General features: G+C 65.0%; 19 protein-coding genes and 1 pseudogene. 12 read left to right on the top strand and 8 right to left on the bottom strand.

Annotated features, from left to right (window positions below):
- The first annotated feature begins 14 nt into the window (after positions 1–14).
- The 7 genes from NCCP436_RS00765 to NCCP436_RS00735 all read left to right on the top strand — a co-directional run bounded on the left by NCCP436_RS00765 (position 15) and on the right by NCCP436_RS00735 (position 7,747).
- Complete coding sequence (locus NCCP436_RS00765) at positions 15–1,775, top strand: aconitase X (RefSeq protein WP_375709456.1); 1,761 nt, start codon at positions 15–17, stop codon at positions 1,773–1,775.
- Positions 1,776–1,778: 3 nt separating this feature from the next.
- Positions 1,779–2,444, top strand: a complete 666-nt coding sequence (locus tag NCCP436_RS00760) for an amino acid ABC transporter permease (RefSeq protein WP_220801883.1) — start codon at positions 1,779–1,781, stop codon at positions 2,442–2,444.
- A 12-nt stretch (positions 2,445–2,456) separates the two neighbouring features.
- Complete coding sequence (locus tag NCCP436_RS00755) at positions 2,457–3,107, top strand: amino acid ABC transporter permease (RefSeq protein WP_220801882.1); 651 nt, start codon at positions 2,457–2,459, stop codon at positions 3,105–3,107.
- Positions 3,100–3,822: an amino acid ABC transporter ATP-binding protein gene (locus NCCP436_RS00750; RefSeq protein ID WP_220801881.1), complete on the top strand. Its 723-nt coding sequence runs from the start codon at positions 3,100–3,102 to the stop codon at positions 3,820–3,822. Before NCCP436_RS00755 ends, NCCP436_RS00750 begins: the two co-directional genes overlap by 8 nt.
- Before the next feature lie 66 nt (positions 3,823–3,888).
- Positions 3,889–4,926, top strand: a complete 1,038-nt coding sequence (locus tag NCCP436_RS00745) for a proline racemase family protein (protein ID WP_220801880.1) — start codon at positions 3,889–3,891, stop codon at positions 4,924–4,926.
- Between the two features lie 208 nt (positions 4,927–5,134).
- On the top strand, positions 5,135–6,082 hold the full coding sequence (locus NCCP436_RS00740) for a dihydrodipicolinate synthase family protein (RefSeq protein WP_220801879.1): 948 nt from the start codon (positions 5,135–5,137) through the stop codon (positions 6,080–6,082).
- An 81-nt stretch (positions 6,083–6,163) separates the two neighbouring features.
- Positions 6,164–7,747 carry an aldehyde dehydrogenase (NADP(+)) gene (locus NCCP436_RS00735; RefSeq protein WP_220801878.1) on the top strand — a complete coding sequence of 528 codons (1,584 nt, stop codon included), beginning with the start codon at positions 6,164–6,166 and terminating at the stop codon, positions 7,745–7,747.
- A 349-nt stretch (positions 7,748–8,096) separates the two neighbouring features.
- Here the strand turns inward: NCCP436_RS00735 and NCCP436_RS00730 are convergent, their stop codons facing one another.
- From NCCP436_RS00730 to hexR, 3 genes are all read right to left on the bottom strand, one after another.
- The gene (locus NCCP436_RS00730) at positions 8,097–9,104 is read right to left on the bottom strand and encodes an Ldh family oxidoreductase (RefSeq protein WP_220801877.1); all 1,008 of its coding nucleotides are present in this window, start codon (positions 9,102–9,104) and stop codon (positions 8,097–8,099) included.
- Positions 9,105–9,209: 105 nt separating this feature from the next.
- Positions 9,210–9,392, bottom strand: coding sequence for a PA3496 family putative envelope integrity protein (locus NCCP436_RS00725; RefSeq protein WP_220801876.1), 183 nt, complete (start codon positions 9,390–9,392; stop codon positions 9,210–9,212).
- Between the two features lie 92 nt (positions 9,393–9,484).
- Positions 9,485–10,351, bottom strand: a complete 867-nt coding sequence (gene hexR / locus NCCP436_RS00720; RefSeq protein ID WP_220801875.1) for a transcriptional regulator HexR — start codon at positions 10,349–10,351, stop codon at positions 9,485–9,487.
- Between the two features lie 373 nt (positions 10,352–10,724).
- Between hexR and zwf the strand changes: the two genes are divergently transcribed.
- On the top strand, positions 10,725–12,149 hold the full coding sequence (gene zwf / locus NCCP436_RS00715; protein ID WP_220802122.1) for a glucose-6-phosphate dehydrogenase: 1,425 nt from the start codon (positions 10,725–10,727) through the stop codon (positions 12,147–12,149).
- A 161-nt stretch (positions 12,150–12,310) separates the two neighbouring features.
- Here the strand turns inward: zwf and NCCP436_RS00710 are convergent, their stop codons facing one another.
- Positions 12,311–13,189: a LysR family transcriptional regulator gene (locus tag NCCP436_RS00710; protein ID WP_220801874.1), complete on the bottom strand. Its 879-nt coding sequence runs from the start codon at positions 13,187–13,189 to the stop codon at positions 12,311–12,313.
- A 279-nt stretch (positions 13,190–13,468) separates the two neighbouring features.
- Between NCCP436_RS00710 and trpB the strand changes: the two genes are divergently transcribed.
- The 3 genes from trpB (at position 13,469) to NCCP436_RS00695 (ending at position 16,039) form a co-directional block, all read left to right on the top strand.
- Positions 13,469–14,692, top strand: a complete 1,224-nt coding sequence (gene trpB / locus NCCP436_RS00705; RefSeq protein WP_220801873.1) for a tryptophan synthase subunit beta — start codon at positions 13,469–13,471, stop codon at positions 14,690–14,692.
- Positions 14,689–15,498: a tryptophan synthase subunit alpha gene (trpA, locus tag NCCP436_RS00700; RefSeq protein ID WP_220801872.1), complete on the top strand. Its 810-nt coding sequence runs from the start codon at positions 14,689–14,691 to the stop codon at positions 15,496–15,498. Before trpB ends, trpA begins: the two co-directional genes overlap by 4 nt.
- Positions 15,499–15,610: 112 nt before the next feature.
- Complete coding sequence (locus tag NCCP436_RS00695) at positions 15,611–16,039, top strand: N-acetyltransferase (RefSeq protein ID WP_220801871.1); 429 nt, start codon at positions 15,611–15,613, stop codon at positions 16,037–16,039.
- Positions 16,040–16,084: 45 nt separating this feature from the next.
- On the opposite strand, the gene NCCP436_RS00690 is transcribed toward NCCP436_RS00695, so the two are convergent.
- The 3 genes and pseudogenes from NCCP436_RS00690 to ybaL form a co-directional block, all read right to left on the bottom strand.
- Entirely contained in the window at positions 16,085–17,572 is a 1,488-nt protein-coding gene (locus NCCP436_RS00690; protein ID WP_220801870.1) for a YdgA family protein, read from the bottom strand.
- 138 nt (positions 17,573–17,710) lie between these two features.
- Positions 17,711–19,152, bottom strand: a pseudogene (locus NCCP436_RS00685) (SulP family inorganic anion transporter).
- Positions 19,153–19,318: 166 nt separating this feature from the next.
- Positions 19,319–21,046 carry a YbaL family putative K(+) efflux transporter gene (gene ybaL, locus NCCP436_RS00680; protein ID WP_220801869.1) on the bottom strand — a complete coding sequence of 576 codons (1,728 nt, stop codon included), beginning with the start codon at positions 21,044–21,046 and terminating at the stop codon, positions 19,319–19,321.
- Between the two features lie 438 nt (positions 21,047–21,484).
- Between ybaL and NCCP436_RS00675 the strand changes: the two genes are divergently transcribed.
- Entirely contained in the window at positions 21,485–22,228 is a 744-nt protein-coding gene (locus NCCP436_RS00675; RefSeq protein ID WP_220801868.1) for an SDR family oxidoreductase, read from the top strand.
- Between the two features lie 17 nt (positions 22,229–22,245).
- Here the strand turns inward: NCCP436_RS00675 and pbpG are convergent, their stop codons facing one another.
- Positions 22,246–23,139, bottom strand: a complete 894-nt coding sequence (gene pbpG, locus NCCP436_RS00670) for a D-alanyl-D-alanine endopeptidase (RefSeq protein WP_220801867.1) — start codon at positions 23,137–23,139, stop codon at positions 22,246–22,248.
- Positions 23,140–23,161: the final 22 nt, after the last annotated feature.

Here is a 23,161-nt window from a genome sequence, read left to right as displayed (position 1 = left end):
CGGAGAACATGACGATGCCGACAACCCGTATCTGCGGTCGCGGCCTGGTCACCGGCAGCGGCCAGGGCCCGCTGCTGCATGCCGATGTCGGCCTGAGCTTCTGGGGGGGGGTCGATCCGCTCAGTGGCAAGGTAATCGACCGTCACCACCCACTGAGCGGTCAGTCGGTCAGTGGCCGCGTACTGGCCATCCCCGGCGGTCGAGGCTCATGCACCGGCAGCAGCGTGCTGCTGGAACTGATCCTCGGCAACCGGGCGCCGGCAGCGCTGGTGCTGGCCGAGGCCGACCCGATCCTCAGTCTCGGCGCGCTAGTGGCCAGGCAGGTGTTCGGCCGGACGCTGCCGGTGCTGTGCATCGGTCCGGCGGCATTCGCCCGGCTGGCCGGGCATGACGGCCAGCCGGTTCGCGTCGACGACCACGCCCTGCAATTGCCGGCAGGCCGGCCAGACGAGAGTGCCGGGCAGCCGGCAGACGCCCCGCCAGCGCCCAGACTGCGCCTGAGTGCGCGTGACCAGGCGCTGCTGGCTGGCGAGCAGGGACGGGCGGCGCAGGTGGCCATGCAGCTGGTGTTGGCCATGGCCGAGCTGCTGGGTGCCGAAGAACTGCTGGACGTGAGCCAGGCTCATATCGACGGCTGCATCTATACCGGCCCGGCCAGTCTGCGCTTTGCCCGCCAGTTGCTGGACTGGGGCGCACGGGTCTGTGTACCGACCACTCTCAACGCCATTTCGGTGGATCAGCGCCAGTGGCGTGCCCTGGGCATCGACCCGGCACTGGGCGAACCGGCCAGCGCGCTGGGCGACGTCTACATGGCCATGGGCGCGAGCATGAGCTTCACCTGCGCGCCCTACCTGCTGGACAGCGCGCCGGCAGCAGGCGAGCAGATTGTCTGGGCCGAGTCCAACGCGGTGGTCTACGCCAACAGCGTGCTCGCCGCCCGCACCCTCAAATACCCGGACTTCCTCGATATCTGCATCGCCCTCTGCGGCCGCGCGCCGCGCATCGGCAGCCACCTGGACGAGGGCCGTCACGCCAGCCTGCTGATCGAGGTAGAGATGCCACCACAGCCGGACGACAGCTTCTGGCCGCTGCTCGGCTATCACGTCGGCCTGATCACCGGCAGCAACATCCCGGTGCTCACCGGGCTGGAACGCTGCGCGCCGAGCAACGACGACCTCAAGGCCTTCGGCGCCGCCTTCGCCACCACCTCGGCGGTGCCGATGTTCCATATCGCCGGAGTCACCCCGGAGGCGCCGGACGTTGCCAGTGCGCTGGGTGGAAATGCACCGGAGCGCCGGCTGCGGGTCGGCGCCGACGACCTGCGCGACAGCTGGGAGGCGCTCAACAGCGCCAACTCGGCGGATGTCGGCCTGGTGGCACTGGGCAATCCGCATGCCTCGCTCGGCGAGCTGGCCCGCCTGGCCGCACTCTGTGCCGGGCGCCGACGTCACCTGGACACCGCCCTGGTGGTGACCTGCGGCCGTGCCGTGCACGAGCAGGCCGCCCGCGCCGGCCACGTGGCCACGCTGGAGCAGTTCGGCGCGACCCTGATCACCGACACCTGCTGGTGCATGCTCGGCGAGCCGGTGGTGCCGCCCAACACCCGCAACCTGATGACGAATTCGGGCAAGTACGCCCACTACGCTCCGGGCCTGGCCGGCCGCCAGGTGCACTTCGGCAATCTCGCCGCCTGTGTCGAGGCCGCCTGCAGCGGACGCCATCCGGGCACTCCACCGGCCTGGTTGGCTCAACCTCAAGCGCAAGGAATCCACTGACCGATGTTCGACTATTCCTTCCACTGGCGCTCAGCGTTCAAAGCCCTGCCGGACATGCTGGCCGGCGCCTGGGTGACCCTGGAGACGGCAGCTCTGTCGATGCTCCTGGGCACCGTGATCGCCCTGCTGCTGACGGTGATGCGGCAGATGAAGAACCCGGTACCGCGGCATTTCGCCAATACCTGGGTCTCCATCGCCCGCAACACGCCTTCGCTGTTCCAGATCTACATCCTCTACTTCGGCCTCGGCAGCTTCGGCCTGCACGTCAGCTCCTGGGTCGCACTGCTGGCGGGGATCACCTTCAACAATGCCGGCTACCTGGCGGAGAACTTCCGCGGCGGCCTCAAGGCGGTGCCGGAGACGCAGATGAAGGCGGCCCGCTCGCTGGGCATGAGCGCCTTTCAGGCCTACCGCCTGATCATCGTCCCGCAGCTGCTGCGCATCGTTTTCCACCCGCTGTCCAACCAGATGGTCTGGGCCGTGCTGATGACCTCGCTGGGTGTCATCGTCGGTCTCAACAACGACCTCACCGGCGTCACCCAGGACTACAACGTGAAGACCTTCCGTACCTTCGAGTACTTCGCCCTGGCGGCGGTGCTCTACTACCTGATCGCCAAGACCATCGTGCTGGCCGCACGGCTGATGGCCTGGCGCCTGTTCCGCTACTGAGGAGGCACGCGCATGTTCGAAACCAGCCTCGCCTCCACGGATCTGCTGTTCATGCTGCAGGGTGCCTGGGTCACCCTCCAACTGACCGCCGGCGCCATGCTCATCGGCACCCTCGCCGGTGTGCTGTTCGGCCTGCTGCGCGCCGCCCTGCCACACCTCAGCCTGCCACTGGCCTGGCTGCTCGACGTATTCCGCAGCGTGCCGCTGCTGATCCAGTTCGTCCTGTTCAATGCCCTGAAGAGCATCGTCGGGCTGAACATCAGCGCCTTTACCGTCGGCTGCATCGTGCTCGGCGTTTATGCCGCGGCCTTCTGTACCGAGATCGTCCGCAGCGGCGTACTGGCGGTACCGGCCAACCTGCGCCGTGCCGCACGCTCGCTGGGCATGAGCTACATGCAGGATCTGCGCTACATCGTCCTGCCGATCGCCACCCGCGTGGCCTTCCCCGGCTGGCTCAATCTGGTGCTCAGCGTGATGAAGGACACCGCGCTGGTCATGTGGATCGGCATCATCGAGCTGCTGCGCGCCTCGCAGACCATCGTTACCCGCATTCAGGAGCCGTTGCTGGTGCTGTGCATCGCCGGCCTCATCTACTACGTCATGAGCCTGGTGGTGGCCCAACTCGGCGCCCGGCTGGAAAAAAGGTGGCAGGAAAATGATTGAGATCGACAACGTCCACAAATCCTTCGGCGACCTCGAAGTCATCAAGGGCGTCAGTCTGACGGTGAACAAGGGTGAGGTGGTGTCGATCATCGGCGGCTCCGGCTCCGGCAAGTCGACCCTGCTGATGTGCATCAACGGCCTGGAGCCGATCCAGAAGGGCAGCATCCGCGTCGACGGCACCGAGGTGCACGCCCCGGGCACCGACCTGAACAAGCTGCGCCAGAAGATCGGCATCGTGTTCCAGCAGTGGAACGCCTTCCCCCACCTGACCGTGCTGGAGAACGTCATGCTGGCACCGCGCAAGGTGCTCGGCCTGAGCAAGGAAGAAGCCGAGGCCATGGCCGTCAAGCAGCTCAGCCACGTGGGCCTGGCGGAAAAGCTCAAGGTCTTCCCCAGCAAGCTCTCCGGCGGCCAGCAGCAACGCATGGCGATTGCCCGCGCGCTGGCCATGAGCCCGGACTACATGCTGTTCGACGAGGCCACCAGCGCCCTCGACCCGCAGCTGGTGGGCGAAGTGCTGGACACCATGCGCCTGCTCGCCGAGGAAGGCATGACCATGATCCTGGTCACCCACGAGATCCGCTTCGCCCGCGACGTCTCGGACCGCGTGGCGTTCTTCCGCAACGGCCTGGTGCACGAGATCGGTTCGCCCGATCAGGTCATCGGCAACCCGCAGAAGCCGGAAACCGCGGACTTCCTCAAGTCGGTACTGTAACGAGCCCCTCTCCCGGCGGGAGAGGGTTGGCGCGAGGGGCATTGCCTCGCGGATCAGGAGAGCTACATGCGTTCGAGCAAGGTCATCCATGTGGTCAGCTGCCACGCCGAAGGCGAGGTGGGTGACGTCATCGTCGGCGGCGTCGCGCCGCCCCCCGGCGACACCATCTGGGAACAGTCGCGCTGGATCGCCCGCGACGAGGAACTGCGCAACTTCGTGCTGAACGAGCCGCGCGGCGGCGTGTTCCGCCACGTCAACCTACTGGTGCCGGCCAAGGACCCTCGGGCGCAGATGGCCTGGATCATCATGGAGCCGGTCGACACGCCGCCCATGTCCGGGTCCAACTCGCTGTGCGTGTCCACCGTGCTGCTGGACAGCGGCATCCTGCCGATGACCGAGCCGGAAACCCGCCTGGTCCTCGAGGCCCCGGGCGGCCTGATCGAGGCCGTGGCCCAGTGCCGTGACGGCAAGGTGCAGCGCGTCGAGGTGAAGAACGTGCCGTCCTTCGCCGACAGGCTGGACGCCATGATCGAGGTCGAAGGCATCGGCAGCCTCAAGGTCGACACCGCCTATGGCGGCGACAGCTTCGTCATCGCCGACGCCCGCCCCCTGGGCTTCGCCCTGACCGCCGACGAGGCCGCCGACCTGGTGGCCACCGGCATCAAGATCACCCGCGCGGCCAACGAGCAGCTGGGCTTCGTCCATCCGCTGAACAAGGACTGGGACCACATCTCGTTCTGCCAGATCGCAGCACCGGTTGAGCGCGTCGACGGCGTGCTGACCGCCGCCAATGCGGTGGTCATCCGCCCCGGCAAGATCGACCGCTCGCCCTGTGGCACCGGCTGCTCGGCGCGCATGGCAGTACTGCATGCCAAGGGCCTGATGCAGGACGGCGAACGCTTCGTCGGCCGCTCCATCATCGGTTCCGAGTTCCACTGCCGCATCGCCGGCCTCACCGAAGTCGCCGGGCGTCCGGCCATCCATCCCTGCCTGTCCGGCCGGGCCTGGATCACCGGTACGCACCAGCACCTGCTCGACCCGAGCGACCCCTGGCCAGCCGGTTATCGCCTTTCCGATACCTGGCCGGTCGAACCCGGGCCCTGAGATCCGGAGCGTGCATCCGCCACCCAGGAAGCACATGGTGGATGGCGAAAGACGTCCGCCCTGCCCCGTTGCCACAAGCGACGACACAAGCTGTTGAACGACGCCGCCAGACCGGCGTCATGAAGCGGGCCCCAGCCGGCCCTGGAGAAACGGGCCGAATACGGCCAGTTATTTTCGTATACGAAATACAATACATTAGGAGGCAACCATGAGCAGCAACATCTTCACCGGCACCATCCCGGCCCTGATGACCCCCTGTACGCCGGACCGCAAGCCGGACTTCGACGCCCTGGTACGCAAGGGCAAGCAGCTGATCGAGGCCGGCATGAGCGCCGTGGTCTACTGCGGTTCCATGGGCGACTGGCCGCTGCTCACCGAAGCCGAGCGCCAGGAAGGTGTTGCCCGCCTGGTCGCCGCCGGCATCCCGACCATCGTCGGCACCGGTGCGGTGAACACCCGCGAAGCGGTATCCCATGCCGCCCACGCCGCCAAGGTCGGCGCCCACGGCCTGATGGTCATCCCCCGCGTACTGTCCCGTGGCGCCTCGCTGGCCGCCCAGGAAGCCCACTTCTCGGCCATCCTGGAAGCCGCTCCGAAGCTGCCGGCGGTGATCTACAACAGCCCGTACTACGGCTTCGCCACCCGCGCCGACCTGTTCTTCAAGCTGCGTCGCAAGTACTCCAACCTGATCGGCTTCAAGGAGTTCGGCGGTGCCGCCGACATGCGCTACGCCGCCGAGCACATCACCTCCCAGGACGACGAAGTGATCCTCATGGCCGGTGTCGACACCCAGGTCATGCACGGCTTCGTCAACTGCGGTGCCACCGGTGCCATCACCGGCATCGGCAACGTGCTGCCGCGCGAAGTGCTGCTGCTGGTCGAGCTGAGCAAGCAGGCCGCCAAGGGCGACGCCGTGGCCCGCCGTCGCGCCCACGAGCTGTCCGAGGCGCTGGACGTGCTGTCGTCCTTCGACGAAGGCTGCGACCTGGTCCTCTACTACAAGTACCTGATGGTGCTGAACGGCGATCAGGAGTACAGCCTGCACTTCAACGAGACCGACGTGCTCAGCGACGCCCAGCGCAACTACGCCGAGACCCAGTACAAGCTGTTCCGTCAGTGGTTCGCCAACTGGTCCGCCGAGAACGGCCTGGCCTGACCGCCGCGCCACGGCCGGGTGCCCCCAGCGCACCCGGCCGGCCCCGCTGAACCGTTCACCGGCCCCCGACAGGAGTTCACCATGTCCGCCATCACTGGCCACAATTTCATCGCCGGCGGCCGCAGCGCTGCAGGCGAGACCCTGCTGCAGAGCCTCGACGCCACCACTGGCGAGGCCCTGCCCTACAGTTTCCACCAGGCCACCGAGGCCGAGGTGGACGCCGCCGCCCGCGCCGCCGAAGCCGCCTACCCGGCCTTCCGCGCCCTGAGCCCGGAGCGCCGCGCGCAGTTCCTCGACGCCATCGCCAACGAAATCGACGGCCTCGGCGACGACTTCGTCCAGCTGGTTTGCCGCGAGACCGCCCTGCCGACCGCGCGCATCCAGGGCGAACGCGGCCGCACCAGCGGCCAGATGCGCCTGTTCGCCAAGGTCCTGCGCCGCGGCGACTTCCTCGGCGCGCGCATCGACCGCGCCCTGCCCGAGCGCCAGCCGCTGCCGCGCCCGGACCTGCGCCAGTACCGCACCGGCGTCGGCCCGGTCGCCGTGTTCGGCGCCAGCAACTTCCCGCTGGCCTTCTCCACCGCCGGCGGTGACACCGCCGCGGCCTTCGCCGCCGGTTGCCCGGTGGTGTTCAAGGCCCATAGCGGCCACATGGTCACCGCCGAGCTGGTGGCCCAGGCCATCATCCGCGCCGCCGAGGCCACCGGCATGCCCGCGGGCGTGTTCAACATGGTCTACGGCGGAAGCGTCGGCGAGTGGCTGGTCAAGCACCCGGCGATCCAGGCGGTCGGCTTCACCGGCTCGCTGAAGGGTGGTCGCGCCCTGTGCGACATGGCTGCCGCGCGCCCGCATCCGATCCCGGTGTTCGCCGAGATGAGCTCGATCAACCCGGTGCTGATGCTGCCCGCCGCCCTCGAGGCGCGCGGCGAGAAGATCGCCCGCGAGCTGGCCGACTCGGTGGTGCTCGGCTGCGGCCAGTTCTGCACCAACCCCGGCCTGGTCATCGGCATCGCCTCGCCGGCCTTCAGCCTGTTCGTCGCCAACCTGATCGCCGAGATCGGCCAGCGCCCGGCGCAGACCATGCTCAACGCCGGCACCCTGAAGAGCTACGAGCGCGGCATCTCCGCACTGCACGCCCATCCGGGGGTGAAGCACCTGGCCGGCCAGCCGCAGGAAGGCCGCCAGGCCCGCCCGCAGCTGTTCCAGGCCGATGTCTCGCTGCTGCTGGAAGGTGACGAGCTGCTCCAGGAAGAAGTGTTCGGTCCGGTCACCGTGGTCATCGAAGTAGCCGACAAGGCCGAGCTGATCCGTGCCCTGGGCGGCCTGCGCGGCCAGCTCACCGCCACCCTGACCGCCGAGCCGGCCGATCTGCAAGCCCATGGCGACCTGCTGCCGCTGCTCGAGCAGAAGGTCGGCCGGGTGCTGTTCAACGGCTACCCGACCGGCGTGGAAGTGTGCGACGCGATGGTCCACGGCGGCCCCTACCCGGCCACCTCGGACGCCCGCGGCACCTCGGTCGGCAGCCTGGCCATCGATCGCTTCCTGCGCCCGGTGTGCTACCAGAACTGCCCGGACGAACTGCTCCCCGATCCCCTGAAGAACGCCAACCCTCTGGGCATCGCCCGCCTGGTTGACGGCGTGACCACGCGAGAAGCACTGGCCTGAAACACAAATTGTGTCGGCTCAGACACCAGCGCTTCTCTCCCTCAGCCCCGGTTCGCCGGGGTTTTTTGCCCTTCCTCCGGCCTTGAGTGCGCTGCTACCGGCTCACTGCGGGCGCCCGTCCCGCCGTGCCGGGACGAACAGAGCGTCGCCAAACAGCAGTACGCCGGCGTCCTCGCCCCACGACGCCATGCCCTGCAGCGGGCCGGTGGACTGCCCGTTCCTGCCGTCCCCGCTGCCGCCTGCAGGACGACTGCGAGCCGGGCGAGGCGACGGCCCCGCAGAGCGTGCGCAACTGCCGGCGCGGCCAGGTGGAGCTGCTGGTGGTACAGCCCCTGGAGCTGGAGAAAGCCTAGGTCAGCAGAGCCTTGAGGTCGCAGTACAGGCCGTCGTCGATCTCCACACCGTCGACCAGGCTCTTCGCCCGGGCCGCATAGCGGCGTTGCGACGGCAGCCGCGCACCCTGCCCCTGGATCGCCTCGAACAGCGCCTCGGCGCGGGCCAGGTGCTGCTCGGCCTGCTCGCCGAGGAAGCGCTGCGGGGCCAGCGCGATGATCAGCTCGCCGTGGTACGGCAGGGCGTTGTGGCCCTCGTCGAAGGCGCCGGACTCGACGCTGGTCAGGTCGCCGATCAGCGGCCCGGCGATCAGCTCGATCATCGCCGACAGGGCCGAGCCCTTGTGCCCGCCGAAGGTCAGCATGGCGCCGTGGTCAAGCACCTCGGCGGCATCGCTGCACGACTGGCCGTTGCGGTCCACGCCCCAGCCGGCCGGTAGCGGCTCGCCGGAGCGGCGGTGCAGCTCGATCTCGCCACGGGCCACGGCGCTGGTGGCGAAGTCGAAGACGAAGGGATGGCCACCGGCCCGCGGCCAGCCGAAGGCGATGGGATTGGTGCCGAACAGCGGGCGGCTGCCGCCGGTGGGCGCCACGTAGGCCTGGGTCGGGTTGCACGCCAGCGCCACCAGGCCCAGCTCGGTGATCGCCTCCATTTCCGCCCACAGCGCGGAGAAGTGCACGCAGCGATTGATCGCCATGGCGGCGATGCCGTTGCGCCGGGCCTTGTCGGCCAGCAGCGGCAGGCCGGCGGCGAAGGCCAGCTGGGAGAAGCCGCCACGGGCATCGACCCGCACCAGCGACGGCGCCTGGTCGATCACCTCCGGCTCGGCGTCGGCCACCGCCTTGCCAGCCTTGAGGGTGCGCACGATGCCGAGCAGGCGCCACAGGCCGTGGGACTTGCAGCCATCGCGCTCGCCGGCGGTCACGGTGGCGGCGATGGCCTGGGCGAAGGCCTCACTGAAGCCGGCATGGCGGAGGATGTCGGCGGCCAGTCGATGGGCCTGGTCGAGCGTCAGGCGGGGCATGGCGAACTCCTAGCGGATGGCCCTTTACAGTGGCCTGCTGCGCCCGCCGGCGCTTGAGCGATTTACCCCGCCGTCGTGACGAAATCGGCACAGTCCCGGTAAACCTCAGGCAGCCCTAGACGGCTCGTGCAGCTCGGGGAAGTCGGCCAGATCACGCTGCAGACGACGTTGCTCGGCATAGTGCTCAATGGCCTTGCGGTAGGCCATCCGCCTTTGCTCCTGCAACTTGCGACGGGCACTGGCGTCAGTCGGGGCAGGCAGATTCAGCTCAGCGAAGTAACGCGGCATGTCGGTTCTCCCGGAACGAGGACTGGAGCCTCCAGCATCGTCCGTTGGCATGACGGCCCGACGACGCTTCCGTGACAACCTGACGACAGCCGCTACTCCTCGCTGCTGCGCACCGACTTGGGTGACAGACGCAAACTGCGCAGGCTGCGCTTGACACTCTTGAGGTGGTTGACCAGGCTCGGCCCACGCGCCATGGCCACACCCATGGCCAGCACGTCGATCACCACCAGGTGGGCGATACGCGAGGTCAGTGGGGTGTAGATCTCGGTGTCCTCCTGCACGTCGATGGCCAGGTTGACCGTGGCCAGGTCGGCCAGCGGCGTCTGGCTCGGGCACAGGGTAATCAGGTTGGCGCCAGCCTCGCGAACCAGATTGGCTGTGATAAGCAGATCCTTGGAACGCCCGGACTGGGAGATGCAGATGGCCACGTCACCGGGCTTGAGCGTCACTGCGCTCATGGCCTGCATGTGCGGATCGGAATAGGCGGCAGCATTGAGCAGCAGGCGGAAGAATTTGTGCTGGGCATCGGTAGCCACCGCGCCGGAGGCGCCGAAACCGTAAAACTCCACACGCTGCGCCTGGGCACAGGCGGTAATGGCCCGCTCCAACGCCGCCGGATCGAGTTTCTCGCGCACCTCCATCAGGGTATGCAGAGTGGTGTCAAAGATTTTCAGGCTGAAGTCGGTGACCGAGTCGTCTTCGTGAATGGCGAACTGGCCAAAACTTGCCCCGGCGGCCAGGCTCTGGGCAAGCTTCAGCTTGAGATCCTGAAAGCCGCTACAACCAATGGCCCGGCAAAAGCGCACGATGGTCGGTTCGCTAACGCCAACACCATGGGCCAGCTCAGCCATAGAACTGTGCATGACCGAAGCCGGATCGAGCAGGACGTGATCGGCCACCTTGAGTTCGGACTTGCGCAGCAGGTTGCGCGACTGAGCGATGTGTTGCAACAGATTCACGGAGATAGGCTCTATGCTAAAAGGTTCTACTAGGAGCCTTGCCAGGCCCTGCTCGGACGGCTTGCCGTCGTGCGCTTACCGTAGTGCGTTTGTAGTTATACTACACGGCTTGTCTGTCTGCATGAACCGGTTCTTGTTAGCGGTAACCAACTTACTGACAAGAGCCTCGCAAGCAGAAGCGTAAGACGCTGCACGGCAAGGCGCGCCGGAGGAGCCGCAAGGCATTGCGAGAGCACTCTCACGCCGGACGCTCTGCGCGAACCGGGCAATTTTCGTTACTGCCGCGCATTACCGGGGCACTTCCCGGAGACAGGCAGATCGGCGTGGCTTGCTCTACCGATTTGGAGAGTTTCCCTTGACTATTTCCTGCGACATGCTGGTTTTCGGGGGCACGGGCGACCTGGCTCTGCACAAGCTGCTTCCCGCGCTCTATCACCTGCACCGAGAAGGTCGCCTGCACCGCGACATGCGCATCCTCTCTCTGGCTCGCAGTAATCACAGTCGCAGCGCCTACCAGGCCCTGGCCGAACGTCATTGCCGAGCCCAGGTAGCACGCGCCGACTTCAACAGCGACATCTGGGCCAGCTTTGCCGAACGCCTCGACTACTTCCCCATGGACGCCGCGCAAAGTGCCGACTTCGGCCGCCTGGCCCAACGCATCGGACGTGACCCGGAACGTGTACGGGTCTACTACCTAGCCACCGCACCCAACCTGTTTCAGGACATCGCCGCGCACCTGGCCAACGCCGGGCTGGCCGGCCCCCGTGCACGCATCGTGCTGGAAAAGCCCATCGGCCACTCGCTGGAATCAGCGCGAGCGATCAATGCCGCCATTGGTGCGGTATTCGATGAGTCACGCGTGTTCCGCATCGATCACTACCTGGGCAAGGAAACCGTACAGAACCTCATGGCCCTGCGCTTCGCCAATGCTCTGTTCGAACCGGTATGGCGCGCCGGACACATCGACCACGTGCAGATCAGCGTCTGCGAGACCCTCGGCGTGGAGAACCGCGGCGCCTACTACGACCAGGCCGGCGCCATGCGTGACATGGTGCAGAACCACCTGCTGCAACTGCTCTGTCTGGTAGCCATGGAGGCGCCGGTACGCTTCGACGCCGAGTCCGTGCGCAACGAGAAAGTGAAGATCCTTGAGGCGCTCAAACCCATCAGCGGCCTCGATGTACAGGACAAGACCGTGCGCGGCCAATACACCGCCGGCAAGATCGGCGGTCACGACGTGCCCGCCTATTACTTCGAGAAGAATGTCGACAACGACAGCGACACCGAAACCTTCGTCGCCGTGCAGGCAGAGATCGACAACTGGCGCTGGGCCGGCGTGCCATTTTATCTGCGTACAGGCAAGCGCCTGGCCAGGAAAGCCTCGGAAATCCTCATCCAGTTCAAACCGGTGCCACATCGCCTGTTCAACGGCAGCGAGGCCAATCAGCTGCTGATCCGCCTGCAACCGGAGGAGCGTATCAGCCTGCAACTGATGGCCAAAAACCCGGGCAAGGGCATGCACCTCAAACCTGTGGAGCTGGATCTGAACCTGGCCAACGCCTTCAGCCAGCAGCGCCGCTGGGATGCATACGAACGCCTGCTGCTGGACGTGATCGAAGGCGACTCGACACTGTTCATGCGCCGCGACGAGGTGGAAGCGGCCTGGCAATGGGTGGATCCGATCCTGCAGGGTTGGCATCAGTACTACCAGAACCCGAAACCCTACCCAGCCGGCAGCGACGGCCCGGAGCAATTGCAGCACCTGCTCGAGCGCCATGGGCGGCAGTGGGCCGACTAGCCACCCTGGCAACTCCCTGCGCAGCGCGCCATGGATAACCTCGCCTCCGCGCAGGCCCGATCCAGGCACCACGGGCGTCTTCGGCGGTTTCCCAATAGTTTGCACAAGCTGCCGAGGCATAAAGGGTCGAAGTCATAGCGCCTTCGATCCGGTCAACGGGGCTAAGCCAACTCGTTCCGCAGCCAGTCCGCCAGTTGTTCGCTGCGCCGGTCGGTCTGGCCGGCCCAGAGAGCCAGTCGGCCTGGTGTCTCGATAAAGCCCCAGGGCGCAAGCAGACGGCCGTTGGCCAGGTCGTCGGCCACCAGCAGTTGCGGGGCAATGGCCACGCCGAGCCCGGCGACTGCCGCCTCCAGCAGATAGTAAAGGTGCTCGAAACCCTGGCCCTGATGCAGTCGCTGCGGTGACAGGCCCTGGGCGCTGGCCCACTGCGGCCAGGCCTGGGGGCGCGAGGTGGTGTGCAGCAGTTGCTCGTCGTACAACGCCTCAGGCGCAGCCCTCAGCAGTTGTGCATGGTTGCCGTAGTGCGGGCTGAGTACCGGACCGATCCGCTCAGTGGCCAGCTCGAATACCTGCATGTCGGCCGGCCAGGGCGGTTCGGCAAAATGCAGGGTGGCATCCACTTCGGTGCTGCGTGGATCCAGTTCGCCCTGGCGGGTCGAGAGCTGTAGACGTAGCTCCGGCAGCTCTCGCTGCAGGCGGTCGAGCCGTGGGATAAACCAGCGCGCCAGCAGGCTGCCCGGACAGCCAAGCACGAAAGGGCGCTCCTCGGTTTCGCGGCGCAGCGTAGCGCAGGTTTCGCGCAGGCGCTCGAAAGCCTCGCTGGTAGCATCGCGCAGGCGCAGGCCGGCCGCAGTCAGGCGGATGCCCCGGCCATCCTTCTCGAACAGTGCCAGGCCAAGCCGCAGTTCCAACTGACGGATTTGCCGGCTTACCGCGCCGTGGGTCACATGCAGTTCCTCGGCGGCACGGCTGATGCTCTGCAACCGCGCTGCGGCATCGAAGGCTCGCAGAGCATTGAGTGGAAGCAGGTCGCGACTCATGGGAAATCCTGCAAGGGTGAAAGAAAACCGCCGGTAACCGCCAGCCAGGTCATCAACAAGCATCGAACGGCTTTTCGATTTGTGAGCACAAGACATAATCCAGATGCCCAGCCGAAGCAATAAAACACTCGTCAACGCCGGAATTTCAGGACTTCAGAATCTCTTCATGCGATCAATATGTCAGAAAAAATCACATATACGCGCAAAATTATCGGTTTTTAATGGCGCCTGCCCACCTTACACTGGCCCCATCGTCTGACCCACCAACGGATATCCGCCATGTCTGGTTCACAGAATTCGTTTCGCACCGGCCCCGATGCCCGTGGCCTGTTCGGCCGCTTCGGCGGTCAATTCGTCGCCGAAACCCTGATGCCGCTGATCAACTCGCTGGCCGCCGAATACGAGAAGGCCAAGAGCGATCCGGCCTTCCTCGAAGAACTGGCCTACTTCCAGCGCGACTACATCGGCCGCGCCAGCCCGCTGTACTACGCCGAGCGACTTTCCGAACACTTAGGCGGAGCGAAGATCTACCTCAAGCGCGAAGACCTGAACCACACCGGCGCGCACAAGATCAACAACTGCATCGGCCAGATCCTCCTGGCCAAGCGCATGGGCAAGCAGCGCATCATCGCCGAGACCGGCGCCGGCATGCACGGCGTGGCCACCGCCACCGTGGCCGCGCGCTTCGGCATGCAGTGCGTGGTGTACATGGGCACCACCGACATCGACCGCCAGCAGGCCAACGTCTTTCGCATGAAGCTGCTCGGCGCCGAGGTGATCCCGGTCACCGCCGGCACCGGCACCCTCAAGGACGCCATGAACGAGGCCCTGCGCGACTGGGTGACCAACGTCCACAACACCTTCTACCTGATCGGCACTGCCGCCGGCCCGCACCCGTACCCGGCCATGGTGCGCGACTTCCAGTCGGTGATCGGCAACGAAGTACGCGAGCAGATCCTCGAGAAGGAAGGGCGCCTGCCCGACTCGCTGGTGGCCTGCATCGGCGGCGGCTCCAACGCCATCGGCCTGTTCCACCCCTTCCTCGATGACCAAGGCGTGCAGATCGTCGGCGTCGAAGCCGCCGGTCACGGCATCGACACTGGCAAGCATGCGGCAAGCATGACCGGCGGCACGCCGGGCGTGCTGCACGGCAACCGTACCTTCCTGCTGCAGGATGGCGACGGCCAGATCATCGACGCCCACTCGATTTCCGCCGGCCTCGACTACCCGGGCGTAGGCCCGGAACATGCCTGGCTGCATGAAATCAAGCGCGTCGAATACGTGCCGATCAGCGATGACGAAGCCCTCGAAGCCTTCCACGACTGCTGCCGCCTGGAGGGCATCATCCCGGCCCTGGAAAGTGCCCACGCACTGGCTGAAGCCTTCAAGCGCGCACCGAAGCTGCCGAGGAACCATCTGATGGTGGTCAACCTGTCCGGTCGTGGCGACAAGGACATGCAGACCGTGATGCACCACATGGGCGAACAGGAGAAACACGCATGAGCCGCCTGCAGAACCGTTTCGCCGAACTGAAAGCGGAAAACCGCGCCGCGCTGGTGACCTTCGTCACCGCCGGCGACCCCGACTACGCCACCTCGCTGAGCATCCTCAAGGGCCTGCCGGAAGCCGGTGCCGATGTGATCGAGCTGGGCATGCCGTTCACCGATCCGATGGCCGACGGCCCGGCCATCCAGCTCGCCAACATCCGCGCGCTGGATGGCAGGCAGAACATGCAGAAAACCCTGCAGATGGTTCGCGAGTTCCGTACGGGTAACCAGAGCACGCCGCTGGTGCTGATGGGCTACTACAACCCGATCTTCGTCTACGGCGTGGAGCGCTTCATCGCCGATGCCAAGGCTGCCGGTGTCGACGGACTGATCGTGGTCGACCTGCCGCCGGAGCACAACGATGAGCTGTGCGAGCCCGCGCAGAGCGCAGGCATCGACTTCATCCGCCTGACCACCCCGACCACCGACGACGAGCGCCTGCCGACCGTGCTGGCCGGCAGCTCCGGTTTCGTCTACTACGTGTCGGTGGCGGGTGTCACCGGCGCCGGTGCGGCGACCATGGAGCATGTCGAGGAAGCGGTGGCGCGTCTGCGTCGCCATACCGATCTGCCGGTGTGCATCGGCTTCGGCATCCGCACCCCGGCCCATGCTGCCGAAGTGGCCAAGCGCGCCGAAGGCGCGGTGGTCGGCTCGGCGCTGATCGACAAGATCGCCGAGGCGCAGAGCCCGCAGCAGGCCATCGACGGCGTGCTCGGCCTGTGCCGCGAACTGGCCGAAGGGGTACGCGGCGCCCGTCGCTGAACCTGGAGAGATCCCGGGAGGCCGCCATACGGCTTCCCGGCAGCCAACACGGCTGACGCGAGGCGCCCTTGGCGCTAAGCTGGCGCGCGTTTTTGCCGACGCCAGGACTTCCATGCTTATCCGCCCCACCACCGAGCACGACACCGACACCATCCTCGACCTATGGCTGCAGGCTTCGATCAAGGCCCATGACTTCATCGATGAGACATTCTGGCTCGGACAACTGGAGGCCATGCGCAATCTCTACCTGCCATCGGCCGAAGTGTACGTTGGCGAGCAGAATCACGAGGTAAAAGGGTTCTATGCGCTGGTCGGCGAGCGCCTGGCGGCGCTGTTCGTCAGTCCCGAGGCGCAGGGCCGCGGCTACGGCGGACAACTGCTGGAACACGCCAAGGCACGCTGTACACCGCTGAGCCTGACGGTGTACCAGCGCAACCAGCCTAGCGTGGAGTTCTATCGCCGACGGGGTTTTGTGGTGATCGCCCGACAACTCGACGCGGCGACCGCAGAGGCGGAATACCTGATGCGCTACGACGCCTAGAAAGGCAAGCGCCCGCATCAGGCGGGCGTCTACAAACAGGCCGGATCATTCCGGATCGTATTGCTCCAACTCGCTGCTGTCCTCCAGCCCTACCGGGCCCTGAACACCGCTCATGGCAAAGGTCAGAAACTCGTCCACACTCATGGGCCTGCCGTTGAAGGTCACCTTGCCGTCGGCGTAACTCAGTGAGCCGCGCAGTGCATCGCCATCTTCCACGACCCACTGCGATGCCAGCGCCATACCGCTGAACATCTCGGTCATCATCTGCGCCTGCATGGCAATATCCTGTGGGTCGACACCAGCAGCCGCGCCTTCCAGGGTGCCTTGAAGCGTGATCAGATCGCCGATCAGCGCCTTGTCCAACCGGTAATCGGCCTGTAGCGAGGCCAGCGCACTCTGCACCATTTCGTCCGGAGTCACGACGTTATCTGCCGGCTTGCGCAGACTGAAGGTCAGCACGACCTTGCCCTGGCCGTTGGCGGTATTCAGCGAAAACTCGTCCAGAGCCAGCATCGGGCCGCCCTCCAGCAGGGCAAGGATCAGCCGCTTGAACTTTTCCCCGGTGTCGCTGCCCGGCTCCTCATCCCCCAAGGCACCCAGCACCAGTTGGTTATAGGCAACTTCGAGCTCCCTGAGCGCAGTCTGCTCCAGATGACGGACACTGAGGGCCAGCTTCACACTGCCGATGTCCTGCTCCTGCACCCGAAGCCGGTCAATGCGATAGGCAAGGCTTTGATCGAGGTTGTCGCCGTTCTGGGTCAGGGCCTCCTCGATCACCGCGTCCTGCAGTTCGACCTGCATCTGTGCAGATGGCTGGATCAGCATGCGCCTGATCATCACCGAGCTCGGCCCCAAGGCAAAACCGTTGGCATTTTCCTGCTTGTCAGCCTGCAGTCTCAGGTCTCGCAGTTGCATGCTAACCGGCTGATCATAGCCAGTCTCGGCAAAATCGAACTCTGCCAGTTGCCCGCTGAAGCCGATGCGCTTGCGATCGCTGGAAACGCTGATGGTCAGACTGGCCGGGGAAGTACGCAAGGTTCCTTCGGGGCTGCCGTAGCTCAGCGACGCCAGGTCGATGCGAGCGCTCTGGCTCTGGTCGTAGTGCACAGTCGCTTCACCAGTAAGCGGTGGCTTGCCGCCGGCAGCCTCGAACAGCGGCGCGGTCAACGCGCTCTGCTGCAAACGGAAATGGCTCTGCGCCATCACAGGGGAGATCTGGCCTGCGGCCAGTCGCGACAATGGGAACGGACCATGCTCGAGGTCATCGCTGACCTCCAGCGTTAGCGGCTCCGCATCGGGCTCAGGAGAAAAACTGAAGCTGTAGCGAGCCCGGCTGGAGAAAAAGCCCCTCTCGAACTCGACCAGTTGCACCCGGGGATTGAGATACGGCACCTGCTCCTGCAGCGAGGCGTTAGCCTGGTCGATACCGACCTGCAGGTGCTGTTCAACCTGAGAGCCGGTGTACCAGGCACCGACAACGGAGACGCCGACAATGGAGAGAGGGATGGCAATGGCCAAAGTGGTCTTTTTCATGCTGACTCCTTGCATTTGTGGTCTGCCTAGTCGACCGGCTCTGTATTGGGCGGCGGATGGTAGCAAGCACATTGGCATGCCTCCACGGCACGGAGTGATGGCAGTCACACTTGCTTGATGATTGTCACCGGGCTCCACTCAATGGTCCGAGCCGGCGCGCTTGAGCAATTGCTTGCAACGCTCGGACAGATGCACCACGCGCAGCTGCTTGCCGGCGCGTTGGTAACGCTCACGCAGGGTTTTCAGTGCGGCGATGGCCGAGTAGTCGACAACGCTCAGGTGACGGCAGTCCAGAGTCACCTGCTGCGGATCATCGGCTGGCTCGAACTGCGCCAGGAAGGTGGTGCAGGAGGCGAAGAACAGCGTGCCGTGCACGCGGTAGAGCTTGCTGCCATCGGCCTGCACATCGCTGTCGGCATAGAGTTCGCGGGCATGCTGCCAGGCGAAGTTGAGCGCTGCGAGGACGATGCCACAGAGCACCGCTGTAGCCAGGTCGGTGGCGACGGTGATGGCGGTCACCACGACGATCACCAGCACGTCGTTGACCGGCACCTTGCCAGCTACGCGCAGCGAGCCCCAGGCGAAGGTCTGCTGCGCCACCACGAACATCACCCCCACCAGCGCCGCCAGCGGGATGCGCTCAATGAGCGGCGAGAGAAACAGCACGAAGAGCAGGATCATCACCCCGGCAACCACGCCTGACAAGCGTCCACGACCACCGGAGCCAAGGTTGATCACCGTCTGCCCGATCATCGCGCAGCCCCCCATACCACCGAAGACTCCAGAGGTCATGTTGGCCACACCGAGGGCGACGCACTCACGGTCAGGATGGCCGCGGCTGGCGGTAATTTCGTCGGTGAGGTTCAGCGTCAGCAGGGTCTCCAACAGCCCGACCAAAGCCATCAGCACGGCATAGGGCGCAATGATTGTCAGAGTTTCCAGGTTCCAGGGAATATCGGGCAGGGCGAAGGAGGGCAGACCGCCGGCGATCTGCGCCATGTCGCCCAGAGTGCGAGTTGGCAGATCAAGCAACCAGACCAACACACCGATGCCGAGGATCGCCACCAGAGCGGGTGGAACCGCACGTGTCAGCTTCGGCAGCAAATAGACGATAAGCATGGTAAGCCCTACCAGGCCGAGCATCAGTTGCAGAGAAGATCCGCTCAGCCACTGCTCACTGTCCTTGAAATGCTCCAGTTGGGCCAGGGCAATGATGATCGCCAGGCCATTGACGAAGCCCAGCATCACCGGAAGAGGCACCATGCGCACCAGCTTGCCCAGACGTAACAAGCCAAACAGCAGCATGATCAACCCGCCCAGCAGAACCGCAGCTAGCAGGTACTCTACGCCATGCTGAACCACCAGCGCGACAATCACCACCGCCATCGAGCCGGCGGCGCCAGAAATCATCCCCGGCCGACCGCCGAACAGCGCGGTCAGAGTGCAAATGATGATGGCACCATACAGGCCCATCAGCGGGTTGATCTGGGCCACCAGAGCAAAGGCGATGCACTCGGGCACCAGGGCGAAGGTGAAGTCAGACCGGCCAGCAGGTCGGCACGCAGACGTGCGAGTTTCATGGAGAGAGCAATGAATCGCTGAGGGGGCGCGCATGGTAGCGGCTGTAGCAGCGGGCGTCATGTCCGCCGGGCGCCCCCCCGGGTGCCGCTATAGCAACACCCGGCGCGACGCCGGATCAGGTTCTGTACGAAAATTCGCCGAGCGCCGACACTTCTTGTACAGAGCCTAGTGCCCGTGTGCCGGCTGGTGAACAGCCTCATGTACCGGGGCAAACTTGGAGAGGATGTGGTTCTTCATACCACGTGCCAGTTCTTCCTCGTCGAAGAACACCTCGCCAAGACCTTCGCGGCGGAAGATCTGCATCGCATTGGCACTGTGGGTACGAATCACCACCTCGATGCCCGGGTTCAGCGTACGGGCGATTTCCACCATGCGCTGCACATTCAGCGGATCCGGCGTAGCAATCACCAGCATCGAAGCCTTGGCGATATGCGCCTGGATCAGTGTGCCCGGATCGCCAGAGTCGCCGCTGACCGCTGCCAGGCCCTCGGCGCGGATCTGCTCGACGCGCTCGCGGTTCTGCTCTACCACCACGAAGGGTATATGCCGCTGCTGCAATGCAGAGGTGATGCGTCGACCGACACGGCCGAAGCCGACCACCACCACCTGACCTTCGAGGTATTTCTTCTCTGTACTGGTAGGCAGCACAGCCAGTGGATCGGCACGGTGCTCCAGGCGCCTGGCCAGAGCCGAACGCTTGAGAACCATGGCCTTGAACGGCTGCACCAGACCGAATACTAAAGGGTTCAGCGCAATGGAAATCAGCGCCCCGGCCAGTACCAGGCTCATGCCTTCCTGCGGCAACAGGCCGAGCGCCAGGCCCAGCCCGGCCAGGATGAAGGAAAACTCACCGATCTGCGCCAGGCTCGCGGCCACGGTTAGCGCAGTGTTCAGCGGATAGCGGAAGGCCAACACGATAAACACTGCCGCCAGGCCCTTGCCAACGATGATGATGCCGACCACCGCCAGTACGTGAAGCGGCTCGTCCACCAGCACCAGGGGGTCGAACAGCATGCCCACGGAAACGAAGAACAGCACCGAGAAGGCATCGCGCAGCGGTAGCGATTCTTCCGCTGCACGGTGAGACAGATCCGACTCGCGCATGACTGTCCCGGCGAAGAATGCCCCGAGGGCAAAGGACACATGGAACAGCACGGATGCCCCATAGGCGATGCCGATGGCAGCCGCTACTACCGAAAGAGTGAACAACTCGCGCGAGCCTGTCTTGGCAATCTGCAGGAGCAGCCATGGCAGCAAACGGCGACCGACCAGCAGCATTACCGCAATAAAGCCGGCAACCTGCAGCAAAGTCAGTCCCAATACGTACCACAGCGGCATGCTGGCATCGGCCGTCGGGCTGTTGCCGCCGAGCGCACCGGCCAGCGGCGGTAGCAGTACCAGCACCAGCACCGTGGCCAGATCTTCCACCACCAGCCAGCCAACCGCGATGCGGCCATTCATCGAGTCGAGAATGCCACGGGTTTCCAACGCCTTGAGCAGCACCACGGTGCTCGCGCAGGACAGCGACAACCCCAGCAGCAGACTTTCGCCAAAGGTCCAGCCCCACCAGCTGGCGATGCCCAGTCCCAGTCCGGTAGCCAGCCCCATCTGCACCACGGCACCGGGCAGGGCGATCTTCTTTACGGCCAGCAGATCCTTGAGCGAGAAGTGCAGGCCGACGCCGAACATCAGCAGCATCACGCCAATCTCCAGCAACTGCGGCGCCAACTCCATATCCGCAGCAAAGCCGGGAGTGGCAGGGCTCATGACAATACCGGCGAACAAATAACCGACCAATGCCGGCAGGCGGATCTTCTCGGCGATAAAGCCGAAGATCAGCGCAAGGCCAAAGCCGCCTGCCAGCATGGTGATGAGTGAGACGTTGTGTTCCATCGCGGTTCCTTATGTCAGTCCCGGGCTGATAGCGACAGCAGAGGATATGGAGCGGTCGAACGGCGCGCCGCTTACAGAGTTTTCTGGAGTAAATCGAAACTTGCTGTTTCTTCCAGCAAAAACTGCGCCCCAAAGATTCAGCAGAGAATTTCTACGACTATCGGTCAATCTTCAGCCAATCATCGCGGCGATTGTCGGGCAGTTCTGGCGCAGGCTGGCCTCCTGCAAGCATTGCCTGTCCGTTATTGCGACGCACAGAAGGTGACGTAAGGACACGGCAAACCGCGAAAATGATCCACCATGATGCGCGCGCACTCGTTTGATCCAGCATGCGCACCAAAAGCGTGCGCACAAAAGATCTATCTACTGCCACCTGCCTCATGCGAGGCTGTCAGCATTGATGCCTATCTTCAGTCAACCGATCAGGGGCCTATCGTCATGAGCAAGAATCTGTTGATCACCGGAGCCAGCCGCGGCATCGGCCGCGCCACCGCGCTACTGGCCGCGAGTCGTGGCTGGAGCGTAGGAGTGAACTACCGTCAGGATCACGCCGCTGCCGAAGAAGTGGTGAAGCTGATTGTCGCGGCCGGCGGCCAGGCTATCGCACTGCCCGGAGATGTAGCCCACGAGGAGGAACTGCTGGGTATTTTCGAGGCCATGGACACGCTCGGCCCACTGCATGGTCTAGTGGTCAATGCCGGGGTCGTGGCGCCGCCGATGCCGTTACTGGAGATGAGCAGCGAACGCCTGCGGCGGATGTTCGACATCAATGTGCTGGGCAGCTACCTGACCGCCCGCGAAGGTGCCCGACGCATGGCCCGCAGTCGGGGCGGCGAGGGCGGCTCGATGGTTCTGGTCTCGTCCATCGCCGCCAGCCTCGGCGCTCCGTTCGAATATGTCGACTACGCCGGTGCCAAGGGCGCGCTGGATGTGCTCACCCGAGGCTTGGCCAAGGAGCTGGGTAGCGAGGGAGTAAGGGTCAACGCAGTCCGCCCGGGGCTGATCGATACCGAGATCCACGCCAGCGGCGGCCAGCCGGATCGAGCCGAGCGACTGGGCAAAACCACACCGCTGGGCCGGGCCGGACGCGCCGAGGAGGTCGCCGAAGCCATCCTCTGGCTCCTTGAGGACAGCGCCTCCTATACCACTGGCGCGCTGATCGATATCGCCGGCGGCCGCTGAGTCGAGGGATTACGCCTTCACTGCAGGTTCCACTCGGCCAGCTTTTGCTGCTTATAGCTGAGCGCGGCCGCCGGAACCGGGGTAACCTTGCCCGTTTCCAGCCAGCGCTTGAGCCGGTTGGCATCGGCCATGTGGGTATACTTGCCGAAGGCGCCGAGCACCACGAATGCGACCGAGCGCCGGTTCATCGAGGTCAGCATGACCAGACAACGGCCAGCAGCATTGGTGAAGCCAGTCTTGCTCAGGGCTATCTCCCAGTCAGGCTTACGCACCAGGGCGTTGGTATTACGAAAACCCAGGGTGTAGTTCGGCTTGCGGAACGCCACAGTAGCCTCGGAGTCGGTACTGAACTGACGGATCAGCGGGTAGCCGTTGGCGGCCTTGACCATCAGCGCCAGATCGCGTGCGGTGGCGACATTCCGCTCGGACAGCCCGGTGGGCTCGACGAAATGGCTGTTGTGCATGCCCAGTGCCCTGGCCTTGGCGTTCATCGCCGCGACGAAGGCCGCGTGGCCACCCGGATAATGGTGAGCGAGGCTGGCAGCCGCGCGGTTTTCCGAGGACATCAGCGCCAGGTGCAGCATTTCGCGGCGGGTGATCTCGCTGCCGATGCGCACGCGGGAGAACACGCCCTGCATTTCCTTGGTGTCGCGGATGGTGATCGGCAGCACCTCGTCCAGCGACAGCTTGGCGTCGAGTACCACCATGGCGGTCATCAGCTTGGTGACGGAGGCAACCGGCAGGCGCAGGTCCGGGTTGCTGGAATACAGTTCCTGGCCGGTCTTCAGATCGATCAGCAGGGCGCTACCTGCGGCCAGCTCCTGCTTGGGCTGGGCCGGCGCGGCCTGGAGGTTCGAAACAACAAGGCTGCCACACAGCAGCAGGCCCAATATCGAATGACGGAGTTTCACGGTTCACTTCACCGGTTGGAGT

It is taken from the genome of Pseudomonas sp. NCCP-436, from assembly GCF_019656335.1.
Lineage (GTDB): Bacteria > Pseudomonadota > Gammaproteobacteria > Pseudomonadales > Pseudomonadaceae > Aquipseudomonas.
The sequence above is the reverse complement of the archived record's forward strand: the minus strand, read 5'-3'. Positions and strand labels throughout refer to the sequence as shown.

What these genes read in the sequence shown, in the direction of transcription:
- NCCP436_RS00765 (WP_375709456.1), top strand. Translation starts at nt 15, where the DNA reads ATGCCGACAACCCGTATCTGCGGTCGCGGCCTGGTCACCGGCAGCGGC.
- NCCP436_RS00760 (WP_220801883.1), top strand. Translation starts at nt 1,779, where the DNA reads ATGTTCGACTATTCCTTCCACTGGCGCTCAGCGTTCAAAGCCCTGCCG.
- NCCP436_RS00755 (WP_220801882.1), top strand. Translation starts at nt 2,457, where the DNA reads ATGTTCGAAACCAGCCTCGCCTCCACGGATCTGCTGTTCATGCTGCAG.
- NCCP436_RS00750 (WP_220801881.1), top strand. Translation starts at nt 3,100, where the DNA reads ATGATTGAGATCGACAACGTCCACAAATCCTTCGGCGACCTCGAAGTC.
- NCCP436_RS00745 (WP_220801880.1), top strand. Translation starts at nt 3,889, where the DNA reads ATGCGTTCGAGCAAGGTCATCCATGTGGTCAGCTGCCACGCCGAAGGC.
- NCCP436_RS00740 (WP_220801879.1), top strand. Translation starts at nt 5,135, where the DNA reads ATGAGCAGCAACATCTTCACCGGCACCATCCCGGCCCTGATGACCCCC.
- NCCP436_RS00735 (WP_220801878.1), top strand. Translation starts at nt 6,164, where the DNA reads ATGTCCGCCATCACTGGCCACAATTTCATCGCCGGCGGCCGCAGCGCT.
- NCCP436_RS00730 (WP_220801877.1), bottom strand. Translation starts at nt 9,104, where the DNA reads ATGCCCCGCCTGACGCTCGACCAGGCCCATCGACTGGCCGCCGACATC.
- NCCP436_RS00725 (WP_220801876.1), bottom strand. Translation starts at nt 9,392, where the DNA reads ATGCCGCGTTACTTCGCTGAGCTGAATCTGCCTGCCCCGACTGACGCC.
- zwf (WP_220802122.1), top strand. Translation starts at nt 10,725, where the DNA reads ATGCTGGTTTTCGGGGGCACGGGCGACCTGGCTCTGCACAAGCTGCTT.
- NCCP436_RS00710 (WP_220801874.1), bottom strand. Translation starts at nt 13,189, where the DNA reads ATGAGTCGCGACCTGCTTCCACTCAATGCTCTGCGAGCCTTCGATGCC.
- trpB (WP_220801873.1), top strand. Translation starts at nt 13,469, where the DNA reads ATGTCTGGTTCACAGAATTCGTTTCGCACCGGCCCCGATGCCCGTGGC.
- trpA (WP_220801872.1), top strand. Translation starts at nt 14,689, where the DNA reads ATGAGCCGCCTGCAGAACCGTTTCGCCGAACTGAAAGCGGAAAACCGC.
- NCCP436_RS00695 (WP_220801871.1), top strand. Translation starts at nt 15,611, where the DNA reads ATGCTTATCCGCCCCACCACCGAGCACGACACCGACACCATCCTCGAC.
- NCCP436_RS00690 (WP_220801870.1), bottom strand. Translation starts at nt 17,572, where the DNA reads ATGAAAAAGACCACTTTGGCCATTGCCATCCCTCTCTCCATTGTCGGC.
- ybaL (WP_220801869.1), bottom strand. Translation starts at nt 21,046, where the DNA reads ATGGAACACAACGTCTCACTCATCACCATGCTGGCAGGCGGCTTTGGC.
- NCCP436_RS00675 (WP_220801868.1), top strand. Translation starts at nt 21,485, where the DNA reads ATGAGCAAGAATCTGTTGATCACCGGAGCCAGCCGCGGCATCGGCCGC.